The 15,934-nt window shown below is 61.4% G+C and carries 14 protein-coding genes and 1 pseudogene; 11 read left to right on the top strand and 4 right to left on the bottom strand.

The window, feature by feature from the left end:
* Window positions 1-254: 254 nt before the first annotated feature.
* Together ABSG20_RS22945 and ABSG20_RS22940 are read right to left on the bottom strand one after the other, a co-directional pair.
* Window positions 255-695 (bottom strand): response regulator transcription factor, encoded by a 441-nt coding sequence (locus tag ABSG20_RS22945; RefSeq protein ID WP_423866803.1) that lies wholly within the window; start codon window positions 693-695, stop codon window positions 255-257.
* A gap of 140 nt (window positions 696-835) precedes the next feature.
* Window positions 836-1,510 carry a response regulator transcription factor gene (locus tag ABSG20_RS22940; protein ID WP_423866802.1) on the bottom strand — a complete coding sequence of 225 codons (675 nt, stop codon included), beginning with the start codon at window positions 1,508-1,510 and terminating at the stop codon, window positions 836-838.
* An 866-nt stretch (window positions 1,511-2,376) separates the two neighbouring features.
* Here ABSG20_RS22940 and ABSG20_RS22935 point away from each other — a divergent pair.
* Together ABSG20_RS22935 and ABSG20_RS22930 are read left to right on the top strand one after the other, a co-directional pair.
* A complete protein-coding gene (locus ABSG20_RS22935) occupies window positions 2,377-2,658 on the top strand; it encodes a hypothetical protein (RefSeq protein WP_423866801.1) in 282 nt (93 codons plus the stop codon).
* 405 nt (window positions 2,659-3,063) lie between these two features.
* Entirely contained in the window at window positions 3,064-4,089 is a 1,026-nt protein-coding gene (locus tag ABSG20_RS22930; protein ID WP_423866800.1) for an aldo/keto reductase, read from the top strand.
* Window positions 4,090-4,102: 13 nt separating this feature from the next.
* On the opposite strand, the gene ABSG20_RS22925 is transcribed toward ABSG20_RS22930, so the two are convergent.
* Both ABSG20_RS22925 and ABSG20_RS22920 read right to left on the bottom strand, forming a co-directional pair.
* Window positions 4,103-4,324 (bottom strand): hypothetical protein, encoded by a 222-nt coding sequence (locus ABSG20_RS22925; RefSeq protein WP_423866799.1) that lies wholly within the window; start codon window positions 4,322-4,324, stop codon window positions 4,103-4,105.
* 75 nt (window positions 4,325-4,399) lie between these two features.
* Entirely contained in the window at window positions 4,400-4,732 is a 333-nt protein-coding gene (locus ABSG20_RS22920) for a hypothetical protein (RefSeq protein WP_423866798.1), read from the bottom strand.
* A 78-nt stretch (window positions 4,733-4,810) separates the two neighbouring features.
* On the opposite strand from ABSG20_RS22920, the gene ABSG20_RS22915 reads away from it, so the two are divergent.
* The 9 genes and pseudogenes from ABSG20_RS22915 to ABSG20_RS22875 form a co-directional block, all read left to right on the top strand.
* A complete protein-coding gene (locus tag ABSG20_RS22915; RefSeq protein WP_423866797.1) occupies window positions 4,811-5,998 on the top strand; it encodes an efflux RND transporter periplasmic adaptor subunit in 1,188 nt (395 codons plus the stop codon).
* Window positions 5,995-9,069 carry an efflux RND transporter permease subunit gene (locus ABSG20_RS22910; RefSeq protein WP_423866796.1) on the top strand — a complete coding sequence of 1,025 codons (3,075 nt, stop codon included), beginning with the start codon at window positions 5,995-5,997 and terminating at the stop codon, window positions 9,067-9,069. The genes ABSG20_RS22915 and ABSG20_RS22910 overlap by 4 nt, the downstream gene beginning before the upstream one ends.
* 137 nt (window positions 9,070-9,206) lie before the next feature.
* Entirely contained in the window at window positions 9,207-9,611 is a 405-nt protein-coding gene (locus ABSG20_RS22905; RefSeq protein ID WP_423866795.1) for a cupin domain-containing protein, read from the top strand.
* Between the two features lie 3 nt (window positions 9,612-9,614).
* A pseudogene (locus ABSG20_RS22900) lies at window positions 9,615-9,717 on the top strand (FAD binding domain-containing protein); the annotation flags it as partial.
* A gap of 411 nt (window positions 9,718-10,128) precedes the next feature.
* Window positions 10,129-10,806, top strand: a complete 678-nt coding sequence (locus ABSG20_RS22895) for a response regulator transcription factor (RefSeq protein WP_423866794.1) — start codon at window positions 10,129-10,131, stop codon at window positions 10,804-10,806.
* Window positions 10,793-12,148: a sensor histidine kinase gene (locus ABSG20_RS22890; protein WP_423866793.1), complete on the top strand. Its 1,356-nt coding sequence runs from the start codon at window positions 10,793-10,795 to the stop codon at window positions 12,146-12,148. The genes ABSG20_RS22895 and ABSG20_RS22890 overlap by 14 nt, the downstream gene beginning before the upstream one ends.
* A gap of 146 nt (window positions 12,149-12,294) precedes the next feature.
* Complete coding sequence (gene rpoH, locus ABSG20_RS22885) at window positions 12,295-13,245, top strand: RNA polymerase sigma factor RpoH (protein WP_423866792.1); 951 nt, start codon at window positions 12,295-12,297, stop codon at window positions 13,243-13,245.
* 159 nt (window positions 13,246-13,404) lie between these two features.
* Window positions 13,405-14,787, top strand: coding sequence for a sensor histidine kinase (locus ABSG20_RS22880; RefSeq protein WP_423866791.1), 1,383 nt, complete (start codon window positions 13,405-13,407; stop codon window positions 14,785-14,787).
* A gap of 116 nt (window positions 14,788-14,903) precedes the next feature.
* Window positions 14,904-15,934, top strand: a 1,031-nt coding sequence (locus ABSG20_RS22875; protein ID WP_423866790.1) for a cytochrome-c peroxidase, incomplete at its 3' end; no start/stop codon positions are given.

The following is a 15,934-nucleotide window of genomic DNA, read 5'->3' as shown; positions in this document are numbered from 1 at the left end:
GCCAATGACAGCAATTTCGAAGTCTTCGGATGCCGGCGCCATGAAGGTGGCGCCGCGCACACCGGGGGCCGGCATCCAAATCTTCACAGAAGCGGTTGTTTTGGCACTCTTCAAAGTCGCAGCTCGCTTCTGATGTCCAACGTTCTCGAACGGAACTAAAACGCGAAACGCCGTAAACCTGGCCCTCCGATACTTTTTGTTATCCGACGCGGCGGGATCGGGTTTCTCCAGGCGCGGCTCGCCGCCCCACCTGATTACGTGTCATCCTGCCCTTTGCGGTGCATCGCCAGGGCCCGCTCAACGCACTCGAGCAATTGCGTCTCGTCGAAAGGCTTGGCCAAAAAGCCGATCGCCCCAGCCCTCAACGCCTGCTCCCGAATCCGGTCCTCGGGAAACGCGGTAATGAAAATCATCGGCGTGTTGGTGCCCTGGGCGATCAAGTGCTCTTGCAACTTGACGCCGCTCATACCGGGCATCTCGACGTCGGCAATGAGGCAGCAGGTGTCGCGCAATCGCGGCGAAAACAAGAACTCACGCGCCGAAGCAAACGCGTAAGTCGCAAATCCCATTGACCTCAACAGCCGTGCGGTCGCAGTGCGCTGCGAAGCGTCATCATCAACGATTGAGACTATCGGGATTTCCACGCCGGCAACCCTCTTTCGAGTACGGACCTGATCACGGTCTCGCCCCGACACGGTGCCGCCTCTCGCTTGAGGTAACACTGGCCGGGCAAGTCCGGAACTATACTTAGGTTGCGTTGCTGGGAGCATGCCGATGCATCGTGCCGGCTGATCGCCAAGCCCAATGGGAGATGGATTTGAGCGAACATCACGCCCTATCGCTTTTGGCTCAGCGCTGGGGCCGGCGTGACGCCGAGCGCTTCCGCCATTCTGACCAGATCAGCCACCGATCTCGCGCCCATTTTCTTCATCAGGTGACTGCGATGCACCTTCACCGTGATCTCACTAAGCTCGAATTTTGCTGCGATCTGTTTGCTCATGAGCCCGCTCGCGACGAAAGCCATGATTTCGCGCTCGCGGGGGGTAAGCAATTGAAAATGCGCCTTCAGCTCGGTGATCATAAGCTCGTGTTCACGCCGCTTCTCATCACGCTGGATCGCGGTTGCGACGGCATCCAGAAGATCTTGGTCGCGAAACGGCTTGACAAGGAAGTCGATGGCGCCTGCTTTCATGGCCCGCACCGTCATGGGGATGTCGCCATGCCCCGAGATGAACACGACGGGAATCCGGATGTCCGCCTTTGCCAACTCGGCCTGGAAATCGAGACCGCTCAATCCAGGAAGGCGAACATCGAGTACCAGGCAGCTAGGTACGTCAGCGCGCTCGCTACGCAGGAACTCCTGTGCCGAGGCAAACACTTCGGCCCGCAACTGCACCGAATGGAAAAGTCTCGCCAGCGCACGACGCGTAGAGTCATCGTCGTCCACGACGAAAACAACGCATCGATCCCTGCCGTCAACGGCCTTCACTGACGAATTGCGCTGAGTCACGCTACCATCTCACACATCCGAGCCGCGCGCCTGCGCGGCGAACCATCGAGAGCAACCAGTTCGAAGGCACCGGCGATCGACGTTCTCGCCAGAATTGGCTTCTACGTGCCGAGCGAGTTCGATACAGCTACCACGACCCGCAGCCGGCGACTGGTTTCGACTAAAGCACCGAAGCTGCCGCAGCGAGCTAACTGGCATCGATCTCGACACACGGAGCGATCTTTTAACTCAAACGGCACGACCCGCAAACCCCAGAATACCCGTCCGGCTCGGCTATTCCCGAAATTGGCTTCCCGCGCCGCGAGCAGCCGCGGCCCCAACCAGGGTACCCGCTACCTCCGTGCCAACCATGGCCCCAGACCCGTATCGGCCGCACGGACGGTCAAATCGCCGGGATGGTGGACGCATACACGCAACGAATAAAACCGAATTTAGTGGTGGCGGCGCGTTGCGAACCTAGATTAGTTTTGTGCGCATCGCCAATCGACTGTCACGTTGATTGCGCTCGATCCCTCTCCTCGCGGCGCGATTGGATGATGTGGCTTGATCAACGGCACCCCGATGCAAGTGCATCGGGGCCACGGCTCTGGAGAACAGGCAGATGGATGCTCAAAGAATGAACAGGCGCGGAGACCTGATGCCCGCGGTCATAACCGCAATTGTCGCAGTCGTTTGTACAGCTGTCATCCTCCTCATCGATTTCGACCCAGGCAGCGGTTCCATTGGTAATGGCGGGGCGAGGATGATCACGGCCGCGGCGGTGGCCAGAGCCGGCGCAATCGAGATTCCGTCTGGGCCGCCGGCAGGCCGGCCGGCGACCTAAGCGCCGCAACCGGCTATTTCATTTGCGACAGGGAGTTTTCGGCATGAAAGCGCTTTCGGTTTTTTGCATCGTCATTAGCATTGGCTTTTCGACCACGGTCGCATTCGGCCGCGGCGGCATGGGATCACATCATATGCCCATGTCTGGCGGCGCCTACGGCACCAGCGCCGCCGCGCCCGGCACTAACTCTCTGGGCACGGCGCTTTCGTCATCCGGGGTCGGCGCCGGCCCGATGAAGGGGCCACTGCTCGGCACCAATCCCGCCATCGACCGCGAAGAAGCGAAAGTCGACAAGATGATAGACTCGATCTGCCGGGGCTGTTGAAGAGGCCGTCTGTGGCTACCAGCTCCTTCGGCCCCCGGCCACCGGCCACCGGCCACCGACCTGCGAGCGGCGAGACACGAGACGATCGAATTCGTCAAGCGCCCTTGGAGGCGCATTTCAGTCAAGCACGGCGAGAGTCATAATCCATCAGCAGGGCGCAATCGTGCCGCTGCGGCCGCGCGCTTGCAGTAACTACGTACGCAGCGTTTGCGTGCTCCCTGCTTATTCCGAGTTCAGGCAATCACCGCCAGCGTCGGGCAATAAACGCTTATTTAATCGAAATCTTGTTCGGCGCGCATTATGTCGGAAGCGGCAGGGCATGAACTATCGCGCTGTCATCGCGCCTGCCGCGGGGTTCGTCCGCGGCGTCGAGGCGAGACACAAACTCCGAACAGGAACTGAGTGATGCCACACACCGAACAGAGCCAAACCGAAATGGAATTCGTCGAAATTCCGCAAACCTCAATTCGGGTCTCCCGCGTTGCGCTGGGCACCTGGGCGATAGGCGGCTGGATGTGGGGCGGAAGCGACGAGAAGGATGCCATTCGCACCATTCACGCAGCGCTCGACCGCGGAGTCAACCTGATCGACACGGCGCCGGTATACGGTTTCGGGCGTTCGGAGGAGATCGTCGGCAAGGCGCTTGCCATTGGGGGCCGGCGCAAAGATACGGTCATCGCCACCAAGGTCGGACTCGATTGGGCCGATGGCAAGCCATTTCGCAATGCCAGCAGAGCGCGGATTGTCTGTGAAGCCGAGCGATCATTGCGGCGTCTGCAGACTGACGTTATCGACCTCTACCAGGTGCACTGGCCGGACCCGAAGACGCCGATCGCCGAAGTCGCGGACGCGATGGCTGCGCTCTACAGGTCCGGAAAAATCCGCGCCATCGGGGTCAGCAATTTCAGCCCGGCACAGATGGACGAGTTCCGTGCCGTAGCGCCGCTGCACACCGCGCAACCGCCCTACAATCTGTTCGAGCGCGGCATCGAGCAGGATGTGCTGCCCTATTGCCGCGATCACAACATCGCACTGCTCGCCTATGGCTCGCTTTGCCGCGGCCTCCTCTCCGGAAGCATGACGGACAGGACCCGGTTTAGCGGCGACGACCTGCGCAGGAACGATCCGAAATTTCGGCCGCCTCGCTTTGAGCAATACCTCGATGCGGTCGCACAACTCGATGCGTTCGCTTCGGCGCACTACGGCAAGCGTGTCATCCATCTCGCTGCGCGCTGGGTGCTCGACCGCAACAACAAGAACATCGCATTGTGGGGCGCCAGGCGGCCCGAGCAACTCGCACCAATCCGCGAGGTCGCGGGATGGCGTATCGACGGGACCGCGATGGCCGAGATCGATCAGATTCTCAAGCGTACCGTCGAGGATCCGGTGGGCCCGGAGTTCATGGCTCCTCCTGACCGGCTTGCCGCCTGAGCCGCTACGCCACTCAAGTCTGGAAGGCACCCATGAAACAAGCTGTGATGATCGCGTTCGTTCTGTCGATTTCCGGATTGAGCCCGGCGTTGGCCCAGATCGGCACGATGCCAACGACGCCAACGCTGAGCCCCACTTCTCCGCTTGGCATCGGCCCGACAACATCAGTCGGCGAAACCGGAATCCCGTTCGGCGCCACGGAGATCGCCTCCCCCGGCGTCAGTCCGGCGCCCACGACCGCCACGATGAGCGGAACGGCCTGCTCGACGTTGGGGAGTTCGCCGTCGGGAATGTACGGCTCGCCTTCGAGCTACGATGGCGGCGGAATGGCGGTAGGAAGCACGACGCCCGCGACCGGGGCCATGTCGGTGTCGAGCACCTCATCGATATCGGGAATGTCGACAACCTCGCCGATGGTGGAGACATCGGGATTGTCGGGAATGTGCGGCTCCGGCTCGAGCAGCATCGCCTCCTCCTCGACCCCGACGGCAACATCGCCCACGGCACCGGGCGGCGTTGATCGAACCGGAATTCCCTTGGGTTCCACCGAGATCGGCAATCCCGGCGTCAGTTCCGCCGCGGCGGTGCCCACGATCAGCGTCTTGCCGACAACGAGCAGTATCGGGACTTCAGCGATGCCCACTACGACGTCCGGGAGCAACGCAACGTCAGTCACTCCAGGTGGCTAGTACAAAATTCCTGACCGGAAGCGAGAGCGACCATGAAAAAGAAATTCGTTATTCCCGCTGTTTTACTGTCCGCAGTCGCGGCCGGCGGTCTCCTGTACCTCACGCACACCTACCCGATGGAGAAGGTTGCGGCCGCGATCGCGCCCGCGCCCCCACCGACGGTACCGATCGTCGCCGGAGTGGTCGCCCAGCATGACGTGCCGATCTATCTCAGCGGTGTCGGCACGGTGATTGCGTACAACACCGATGTCGTGCGCGCCCAGATTCAGGGACAAATCATCAGCATCAACTTCACCGAAGGCCAAGCCGTGCATGCCGGCGACCTGCTCGCCCAGATCGACCCGCGTCCCTACCAGGCGTTGATCGAGCAGTACACCGGCAATCTGGAACGCGATCAGGCCCAGCTCACCAATGCCGAGGCCAACCTCACCCGCTACAACAAATTGGGGGTTCAAGGCTGGGCCACGCCGCAATTGGTCGAGACCCAGAAGGCGCAAGTCGGCGAGTTGCAGGCGGCAATCAAGACCGACCAGGCGCAGATCGACGCCGCCAAGGTGGAACTGAGCTTCACGCGCCTGACCTCGCCGATCGATGGCGTGGCCGGGATTCGTCAGATCGACGTCGGCAATATCATCAGCCCGTCCACGACCAACGGCCTCGTCGTCGTCACCCAGCTCAACCCGATCTCGCTGATATTCACGCTGCCGGAGACGGATCTGCCGAGAATCCAGCAGCAGCAGCAGAAGACCAAAACAGCGCTGAAGGTCATGGCCTACAATCAGGATGATACGATCGAGCTCGGCCAGGGCGTGCTCGGTCTCGTCAACAACGAGATCCTGCAGACGACGGGCTCGATCCAGCTCAAGGCGAATTTTCCCAACAGCTCGCACCGGCTCTGGCCAGGGGAGCTCGTGAATGCACGGCTGCTGCTCGACACACGGCATAACGGCCTGACAGTTCCGGCTTCCGTGGTGCAACAGGGGCCGACGGGAGCTTATGCATACGTGGTCAATCCCGACAACACCGTAGCCATCCGCCCCCTGAAGGTGGCGCAAATCAGTGATGGTCAGGCGCTGATCGATTCCGGCCTCAAGGCCAACGACACGGTCGTGGTCGACGGACAATACAAGCTGCAGCCGGGCACGCGGGTCACGATGCTGCACGGTCAGGCGGCCCAGGAAGCCATTGCCCAAACCGCGCAGCAGGCGCCAATCCCATGAACATTTCCGCACCCTTCATCCGACGGCCGATCGCCACCGCTTTGTTGATGGTAGGCTTGCTGGTGGGCGGCCTGGTCGCCTATCCGCTCTTGCCGGTGGCGGCGCTGCCGAACGTCAACTATCCGACCCTTCAGATTACGGCTCAACTGCCCGGAGCCGATCCGCAGACCATGGCATCTTCGGTGGCGACGCCGCTCGAATTGCAGTTCGGCGAGATCCCGGGTCTCGCCCAGATGACGTCGGCAAGCGCACTGGGCTACACCCAGATCACGCTGCAGTTCGACCTCAACCGGCAGATCGACGGAACGGTCAGCGACACGCTGTCGGCGATCAATGCCGCGACCCCGTATTTGCCGACCGGCATGCCGTATCCGCCGACGATCCGGAAGGTCAATCCGGCCGACACGCCGATCCTGGTGCTCGGCTTGACCTCGGACACGCTGCCGCTGACTACCGTCGACGCCTATGCAGAAAATATTCTGCTGCAAAAAATATCCCAGATATCCGGCGTCGGTCTCGTGGGCATCGGCGGTCAGCAGAAGCCGGCCGTTCGCGTGCAGCTCGATCCGCAGGCTCTCGCAGCCCGCGGCATCAATCTCGAGGACGTGCGGACCGCGCTCGGCCAGGCCAATGTCGACTTGGCCAAAGGCACGCTCAACAGCCCGCGCCAGACCTACACGCTCAACACCAACGATCAGTTGCTGAAGGCCGACGACTACGCCAACCTGGTGATCGCCTATCGCAACGGCGCGCCGGTCCGTATCCGCGACGTCGGCCAGGCCATCAGCGCGCCCGAGAACGATCTGATCGCGGGCTGGTTCAACCAGAAGCGGGCGGTCATCCTTGCGATCCAGCGCCAGCCCGGCGCCAACGTCATCGAGACCGTGAACCGAATCAAGGCGATGATGCCGGTGCTTCAGGCCTCGATCCCGCCGGCCGTCAAGGTCAATATCATCTCCGACCGCACCGAGACCATCCGTGCCTCGGTCAGCGACGTGCAGTTCACCTTGATGCTGACCGTCGCGCTGGTGGTGATGGTGATCTTCATATTCCTGCGCAATTTCTGGGCGACCGTTATTCCAGCGGTCACCGTGCCACTGTCGCTGATCGGCACCTTCGCTGTGCTCTACGAACTCGGCTACAGTCTCGACAACCTCTCGCTGATGGCGCTGTCGATCGCGGTCGGCTTCGTGGTGGACGACGCCGTCGTCGTGATCGAGAACATCGTGCGGCACATGGAGGAAGGCTTAGCGCCATTCGAAGCAGCCCTGAAGGGCGCCGGCGAAATCGGCTTCACCATCGTGTCGATCACGCTATCGCTGATCGCGGTGTTCATTCCGTTGTTCCTGATGGGTGGATATGTCGGCCTGCTATTCCGCGAATTTGCGATTACCGTCAGTGTTGCGCTGGTGCTGTCGCTCCTGATCTCACTGACCTTGACCCCGATGATGTGCGCCCGGCTGCTCAAGCCGGAGACCAGGCAGCACGGGCGGCTCTACCCGCTTTTCGAACGCGGCTTCGATGGCCTGCGGAACATCTATGAAGCGGGACTCAAGATCGTGCTGCGCCATCGCTTCATCACGCTGCTGACGATGTTCGGCACCATTGCGTTGACCGGATATCTCTACATGGTCATTCCCAAGGGCTTCTTCCCCGAACAGGACACCGGGTTGATCATCGGCCTCTCCGAAGCGGCGCAGGATATCTCCTTTCAGGCCATGGCCGAACGCCAGCAAGCCCTGCTCGACGCTCTGATGCGGGATCCGGCCGTGGCCTCGGTCGGTGCGGCGGTCGGCGCCGGTGGCGGCAATACCACGGTCAATGACGGCCGCGTCTACATCGCGCTCAAGCCGAAGAGCGAGCGGGGCAGCATGGCCGAGGTGCTCGAGCGGCTACGGACCAACCTCGCCAAGATCCAGGGCATCACGCTTTATATGCAGGCCGCGCAGGACATCACCATCGGCGGCCGCGTCTCCAAAACGATGTATCAGTACACGCTGAACGACGCCGATCCCGGAGAACTTAATCACTGGGCCGCGCTGTTTCTCGATAGGATTAAAACCGTCCCCGGAATCACCGATGTTGCAACGGACCAGCTCAATGCCGGACCGATGCTCGACATCACCATCAAGCGCGAGGTCGCCTCAAGCTACGGCATCCTGCCCTACACGATAGACAATACGCTTGATGACGCCTTCGGCCAGCGCATCGTCTCGACCATGTACACGACGCTGAACCAGTACCATGTCGTCATGGAGGTCAACCCCAAGTTCCAGTACTCGCCCGAAGCGCTCAATGGCATCTATGTCAAATCCTCAAGCGGGCAGGAAGTGCCGTTATCCACGCTGGTCGATACCGTGGTGAAGGTTGCGCCGCTCGTGGTCAACCACCAGGGCCAGTTCCCTTCGGTCACGATTTCGTTCAACCTGCTGCCGGGCACCGCGATCGGTCAGGCGACAAGCGCCATCCAGAAGATCGAAAAACAGCTCGGCAAACCGCTCTCGCTGCAGACCAGCTTCCAGGGCAACGCCCAGGCATTCGGACAGTCGCTGTCGACGACGCCGATCCTGATCGTCGCCTATGAGAGCCTGATCCACCCGATCACCATCATCTCGACCCTGCCGTCGGCCGGCCTCGGTGCGCTGCTGCTGCTGATGGCGGTCCACTATGATCTGAGCGTGATCGCGATCGTCGGCATCATCTTGCTGATCGGCATCGTCAAGAAGAACGGCATCATGCTGGTCGATTTTGCCCAGCACGTCGAGCACGAGCAGGGCTTGACGGCCGAAGAGTCCATTTATCAGGCATGCATCATGCGCTTTCGGCCGATCCTGATGACCACGATGGCGGCGCTGCTTGGCGGCGTTCCGATGATGCTCGGTACCGGTGTCGGTTCGGAGCTTCGTCAGCCGCTCGGCTATGCCATCGTCGGCGGCCTCGCGCTGTCGCAGCTCCTCACGCTCTATACGACGCCCGTGATCTATATCTATCTCGATCGTCTGCAGAGTTGGCTGTTCCGAGAAACGCAGCACGCGGCCTCCGCTCACGCCAAGCCGATGCCCGCCGAATGATCGAGGCGAACGAAGCGCGGGCGCGTTCAGGCGCACGCCTCACTACCAAGTGAGTTCTTTAAATCCAAATTTAGTCGCGCTACGATCTACGTCTACCTAACTTCATGACATCGACCCTCAAATTGAGCCGCGATGTCATGAGTGAACCCGCTACAATCCGTATCGTCAGTCCCGAAGAATTCGACGCGGGAACGGCCCAGACGCCAGGTTCCGAACGGCTGGCGGCGGTGTCGCCGCAGCTTGGTGTGGATGCTGTGCTTTGGAGCGGACTATTCAAGGTCGAGCCAGGCGCGCGCACCGGGATTCATCATCATGGCGAACAGCAGACGGTCGCCTATGTCCTCTCCGGCATCAGCGAGGTCCGCTGGGGTGCGAAGGGAGAATATTCCGCGAGCGCCAAGGCGGGCGACTTCATCCATGTTCCGGCGTTTCTGCCTCACATGGAGATCAACCCGTCGAAACTCGAGCCGTTCTGTTGGGTTGTGGTTCGAAGTACCGCCATGCCCATCGTCGTCAACCTGCCGGCCGATATCTGGTCATAGCCTCTTGCCGCGGACTCTCGCGTGCGGCAGCGCTATGGCGCGCTCAGTCGCGCCCTGCTGGCGGGCGCCAGCGCCCAGCTCAGCAACAAGGCCACGACCGGTGGGACCGGTCAGCATGCCAACCTTCGCAGATCGAGCCGGCTCTTTACAATAAAAACAAATTTAAGCTGTCCCCCGGCGGCCTTGCCAGCCGTGCTGCAGTTGCCAAGCCTCGATTCTGAAACGCTATTTAATGGCAACCCCGGACCCGATGTCCTAAATTGCAGTGGTGGCCGGGCACATATCTTCGCGATGCACGACCCAGCTGAAGATGCCGCCGAAGACGCGCCACGCAACGCTTGTTTTCGACCAAAATGGTGCGCCCGATCCGGCCTCTCACCCAAGGTGCAAGGGGCTCGACTGAAGCAAGGTGCAGGATATGACCATCGCTCTGGGCAACAGCGCTCCGCGCAACTCGCTAACACCGGGCCGGCAATGTGATATCGTCGCCTCGGCCGCTTCTATCGGGAAATTGCCGATGACTAAGATTCTTCTGATCGAGGACGATAGCGAAACCGCCGAAGAAATCGCTGACGAACTGGTTCAGCGCGGTTTCGAAATCGAGAGGGCTGGCAGCGGAATCGAGGGCCTGGACAAGGCTCGATCTTGTCGTCCCGATGCGCTGATCGTTGATCGCATGTTGCCCGGGATGGATGGCTTGACGATCATCGAGGCGTTAAGGCAGGAACGGGTCCGCACGCCCGTTCTGATCCTGAGTGCGCTTGGGGCGATCGACGAGCGCGTTCGCGGGCTGCGCTCGGGCGGCGACGACTACCTCACCAAACCATTCGCGATCGTGGAGCTGGTTGCGAGGATCGAAGCGCTGTTGCGGCGACCGGCCGAGTCGCGGGAAACGATGCTGCGCGTGGGACCGCTTGAGCTCGACCTCATCGCACGGACGGCCAAGCGCGGCGACCGCGCGATCGAATTGCTGCCACGGGAATTCCGCCTGCTCGAATACATGATGCAGCGAAGCGACCAACTGCTGACGCGCGCCATGCTGCTCGAGGAAGTCTGGAACTATAAGTTCGTTCCTGCAACCAATCTGGTGGACGTCCATATGGGCCGGTTGCGGCACAAGGTGGACGGGCCGAATGACCCGCCCATGATCCACAATGTCCGCGGCTCTGGATTTATTCTCCGTGAACCTTCCTGATTTTGTCCGAACCACAACCTTCCGCTGGACTTCCATTGCGTTCGCGGTTTGCATTTTGCTGTTCTCGGCCTTCGTCTATTGGCAGGCCGCGAACTATATGGTGGCGAAGATGGATGCCGCCATATCCGAGGAGAACCTAGCCGTCGCGGCTGACACGCCGGACCGGCAGCTGGCAGCGATCGAGGATCGGCTAAGTGAAGATCCGCGCCGCGTCAAGCTCGCCGGCCTGTTCGGCACCGACGGGCACCGGATCGCCGGAAATCTGCAGAGCTTGCCACAAGGACTCCCCCTCAACGCCACCGTCCAGACCGTGCACGTGGTCAGGGTCGACCCGCGCGGGCACGAGGCGATGACCGTGCGGGCCGTTGCGCGGGCCCTCCCTGACGGCAATGTACTGGTGATTGCCCGTCACAACGGCGAGCTCAAAGAGCTCGCCGAAGTAGTGGCGCGCGCGCTGCTGCTCGCCCTTCCCTTCGCCGCTGGCCTCAGTCTTGCGATCGGCGCCATTCTGAGCGTTCGCGTGCAGCGGCGCGTCGCAGGCCTGAACGCGCTGGTCAGGCGCATCATGGCGGGCAATCTGAGCGAGCGGATCCCGCTCCCGGGGCTCGATCATCCGTTCGACAAGCTTGCCGCAGTCGCAAATGGCATGCTCGACGAAATCCAGGTTCTTGTCACCGAGATGGCCGGAGTCGGCAACGAGATAGCGCACGATCTGCGTACGCCGCTCACCCGCGCGAGAGTCTGTCTCGAACGCGGTCGCGCCAATGCCACGACGCTTGCAGAGCTGCAAGGCGTCACCGACCGCGCGATCGGCGCGCTCGATCAATCGCTGACCATCATGACCGCGCTGTTGCGGATCACCGAGATCGAGAACAGCCGAGGCAGAGCGAATTTCAGTCAGGTTCCACTTGCGGAACTCGTGCAGGAAGTCGGCGATCTCTACGACCCGATCGCGGAAGACAAGCAGCTCACGTTGCAGGTGGCGTCCGAGGCTAACGCAACAGTCTATGGCGACCGTGACCTGCTGTTCGAAGCGGTGATGAATCTGGTCGACAACGCCGTCAAATTCACGCCCGCGGGCGGATGCATCAACATTTCCGCAATCCACGGCGAAGGTGAAAACATCATTCGGATCCGCGACACCGGACCGGGGATCAGAGAGAACGAACGCGACGTGGTCATGAGGCGCTTCTACCGATCCGACAAGAGCCGGAATACGCAGGGCGCAGGTCTGGGCTTGAGCCTCGTCTCGGCCATCATGAAGCTGCATGGCTTCCGACTGGCGCTCAATACTGCCACAGGCTGCGTGGCCGAGATCATCTGCCCTTTCCCATCCACTTGAGCAGCAGACTCTCAACGCGAATTTAGTGTCCTAAAGGTCAATTTAATGGCTGCCGCACGTCGTTCCGTTATCTTCTGGATATCGCCTTCGATGCATCGACGATCCGAGCGACACAAGGCGCCAGGTTTCATGACGGAGCGACCAAGATGAACGTCGACGGTACCAGCATAACTCCTTCCGGACTGCCTGCCCGCATATCGTTTTCGACCGCCGGCCGCCGGCCGGCATCCGCGGCGAGGAACCCAGATTCAGGCTACCTCGGCGATATCCGGCGTTTCTCCATCCTTGAGAAAGAGCTGGAGTACCGGCTCGCCAAGCGCTGGCGCGAGCACGGAGATCGCAAGGCCGCGGACCAGATCGTCACCAGCCATCTACGTCTTGCTGCCAAGATCGCAAAGAACTACCGCGGCTATGGCCTGCCAATATCGGAAATCATCTCCGAAGGCGCCATCGGCTTGATGCAGGCCATCAATCGTTTCGAGCCCGATCGAGGATTTCGCTTCGCGACCTATGCGATCTGGTGGATCCGGGCTTCGATCCAAGACTATATCTTGCGGTCGTGGTCGCTTGTGAAGATCGGCACCACCGCCAGCCAGAAGAAGCTGTTCTTCAAGCTTCGCTCGGCCAAGGCCAAGATCTCGGCGCTCGAAAACGCCGAATTGCGCCCCGATCAGGTCACGGCGATCGCGACGACGCTCGGCGTGAATGACCATGACGTCGTGGACATGAACCGCCGCCTTGGTGGAGATGTATCACTGAACGCATCGATCCGTGACGAGGAAAACTCAGGCGAATGGCTCGAGCAACTGGTCGACGAGAGCCCGTCGCCGGAAGCCATCGTGGTCGAGCTCGACGAGATGGATCAGCAGCGCGAAGCGCTGCTCGGCGCCATCGGCGTCCTCGACGATCGCGAGCGGCGCATCTTCGAGGCGCGCCATCTCGCCGATGAGCCACGGACATTGGAAGACCTCGCGATCCAGTTCAAGGTGTCTCGTGAGCGAATTCGACAACTCGAAGCACAGGCTTTCGAGAAGGTGCAGGCCGCCGCCAAACGATCTATCCGGGAACGCGGCGCGCTGGTCGCGATGCATGCATAGGCATGGGATGGCCGCCGGTGCCACTGGCGCGTCCCAACTTACGGGCCTCACTAATGCTTGAGGCGGGATTGCAGCCCGGTTGCAACGGGCGGATTCGCACCGAAATCGAGAATGAGCTAAGCTGGCTACTGAAAAGTAACGCATGTAGCCGGCCACGTCATGGGCCTCCCGGAATTTGCACGCACAACCACCTTTCGCTCGGCTGCCGTCGCTGCCGGCGCCTTCGCCATCTTCGTGCTGGTGCTGTTCGGCTTTATTTACTGGAATACCGACCGCTATTTGATCGCGCGCTCCGACCACGTCATCGCCTCGCAATTGAGAGAGATGTCAGCAATGCCGCCTGAGCGACAAGCGGATATAATCGCCTATCATTTGAGCGAGGATCCGCGCGGGGTGCAGTTCGCTGGACTGTTCCGCCCCGATGGGACCCGGATGGCGGGCAATCTCGACGGTCCGCCGCCCGACCTCAGGCTCGATGGTTCGGTGCAGAGCGCTCAGGTAAAACGGACAGGCGCAAATGGCAGCGTCGAGACCCGCGTCGTTCGCGCGATCGGACAACACCTGCCCGGTGGCGACGTACTCGTTCTCGGTCGCGACGTTGACGAGGCGGTCGAAATATCCTGGTTCGTCGGCCAGGCGCTGGCATTGGGTCTGATTCCCGCGCTGGTGCTTTGCCTTGCGGTTGGTGCGCTCTTGAGCATGCGGGCCGAGCGACGAATCGCCGATGTCAATCAGCGCGTCCAGCGCATCGTCGGCGGGGATTTGCGCGAACGGCTTCCCGAGCTAAAGGGGGACGATCCCTTCGCCAAGCTTGCAGGTATCGTCAACGGGATGCTCGATGAGATCGAGAACCTCGTTCACGCTATTGCCGGGATCGGTACCGACATCGCGCATGATCTGCGCACACCGCTCACCCGCGTGCGGCTGATGCTCGAACGCGGTCGGACCAACGCCCAAACGCTGGAGCAGTTTCGGCTGGTCGCCGACAAGGCCGTCGCCGGAATCGATCAGTCGCTGGCCATGACCACGGCCCTGCTGCGACTTGTCGAAATCGAAAATAGCCGCCGGTCGGCGGCCTTCGGCAAAGTCGCGCTCGCAGACCTCGTGCACGAGATCGGCGAACTGTACGAGCCGATCGCGGAAGGCAAGAATGTCGCCCTGCACGTCGATCTCGCGCATGCACCTGTCGTCGACGGCGATCGCGACCTGTTGATGGAGGCCGTCGTCAACCTCGTCGACAACGCGGTCAAATTTACGCCGGCCGGAGGCCGGGTGGAAATCTCGTTGCTGCGCGGCAACGCCGAAAGCATCATCCGCGTCAAGGACACCGGCGCGGGTATCAGCGAGGCCGAACGTGATGCCGTATTGAAGCGATTCTATCGATCGGAAAAGCTGAGGAACGCACCCGGGTTTGGGCTCGGCCTCAACCTGGTGGCGGCAATCGTCAAGCTTCACGGGTTTCGTTTGACGATCCATCCAGGTTCCGGTTGCGTGGTCGAAATCGCCGGTCCGGACCATATTGCCGCTACCAAGGCCGGCTAGCGTGGCCAAATCGTAAAACAGAATATTGTATTGCGCCGGGGGTGTCGTCTTCAAGCGATCGGGCCATGGTGCTATGTCATCGGTACCGATCAACACTTGCTCGCAGGGGATCCGGGGTGAGGACACACCGCACGCTTTTGTCGATCGCAGCGGCGATATTCGTCTCGACGCTTGGCGCGGAGGCGCCGGACGCGGAGGAAACGAGCTCGAATCTCTCGCCTCAGGCGCTGCAGGAAATTGCGCTGATCGAGGCCGAGATCGACCGCATCGAAGCGCAAACGCTCGAGCGACTTGCAGCACCGCCGGACAATCAGACCCAGCAGATCGAGTTGCTGGGTAAGTCGATGCTGTACGACAAGAATTTGTCGGTCTACCGCAACGAGGCTTGCGCCTTCTGCCACATGCCCGAGACCGGCTTTACCGGTCCGGTATCCGAGCTGAATCGCACGACCGGCGCCTATCCCGGATCGGTGCGCACGCGATTCAGCGATCGCAAGCCGCAGACGCACGCCTACGCGCCGCTCGCGCCGGTGCTGCACTACAATCCCGGACAGGGCGACCTTGTCGGCGGCAATTTCTGGGACATGCGTGCGACGGGACGCCGGCTCGGCAACCCTGCCGCCGAACAGGCGGAGGGGCCGCCGACCAACCCGGTGGAGATGGGCCTATCCGATATCGCCTGTGCGGTCTTTCGCGCCTCGCAGCGCCCCTATCGCGTCCTGTTCGAGAACATGTGGGGACAGCAAGCGTTCGCGATTGCATGGCCGAGCGACGTCGAGCAGGTCTGCGACCGGCCCGGGCCAGCGCCCGCCGGCGATCCGTTGCCGGTTCATCTGAGCCCGGTCGACCGCGGCCGGGTTGGCACGACCTTTGATCAGATGGCGCAATCCATCGCCGGCTATGAGGCGTCAGCCGAGGTGACGTCGTTCACCTCCAGATACGACGCGGTGCTTGCGAAAAAGGCAGAGTTCACGGCGCAGCAGCAGGCGGGATACGATCTGTTTCGAGGCAAAGCGCGCTGCAACGAGTGTCACCGTGACGGCGGCCCCGGCGAAGACCCGCTGTTTACTGACTTCACCGCCAGCAATATCGGTACTCCATCCAACCCGCGGCTTCCTTACTACAAGGAAGATCGGCCCGACGCATT

The sequence above is a fragment of the Bradyrhizobium sp. genome, assembly GCF_049512235.1.
In the GTDB taxonomy this organism is placed as follows: Bacteria; Pseudomonadota; Alphaproteobacteria; order Rhizobiales; family Xanthobacteraceae; genus Bradyrhizobium.
The sequence above is the reverse complement of the archived record's forward strand: the minus strand, read 5'-3'. Positions and strand labels throughout refer to the sequence as shown.

Coding starts and splice junctions, on each gene's coding strand:
- ABSG20_RS22935 (WP_423866801.1), top strand. CDS start 2,377: ATGAAAGCGCTTTCGGTTTTTTGCATCGTCATTAGCATTGGCTTTTCG.
- ABSG20_RS22910 (WP_423866796.1), top strand. CDS start 5,995: ATGAACATTTCCGCACCCTTCATCCGACGGCCGATCGCCACCGCTTTG.
- rpoH (WP_423866792.1), top strand. CDS start 12,295: ATGAACGTCGACGGTACCAGCATAACTCCTTCCGGACTGCCTGCCCGC.
- ABSG20_RS22915 (WP_423866797.1), top strand. CDS start 4,811: ATGAAAAAGAAATTCGTTATTCCCGCTGTTTTACTGTCCGCAGTCGCG.
- ABSG20_RS22880 (WP_423866791.1), top strand. CDS start 13,405: ATGGGCCTCCCGGAATTTGCACGCACAACCACCTTTCGCTCGGCTGCC.
- ABSG20_RS22895 (WP_423866794.1), top strand. CDS start 10,129: ATGACTAAGATTCTTCTGATCGAGGACGATAGCGAAACCGCCGAAGAA.
- ABSG20_RS22930 (WP_423866800.1), top strand. CDS start 3,064: ATGCCACACACCGAACAGAGCCAAACCGAAATGGAATTCGTCGAAATT.
- ABSG20_RS22905 (WP_423866795.1), top strand. CDS start 9,207: ATGAGTGAACCCGCTACAATCCGTATCGTCAGTCCCGAAGAATTCGAC.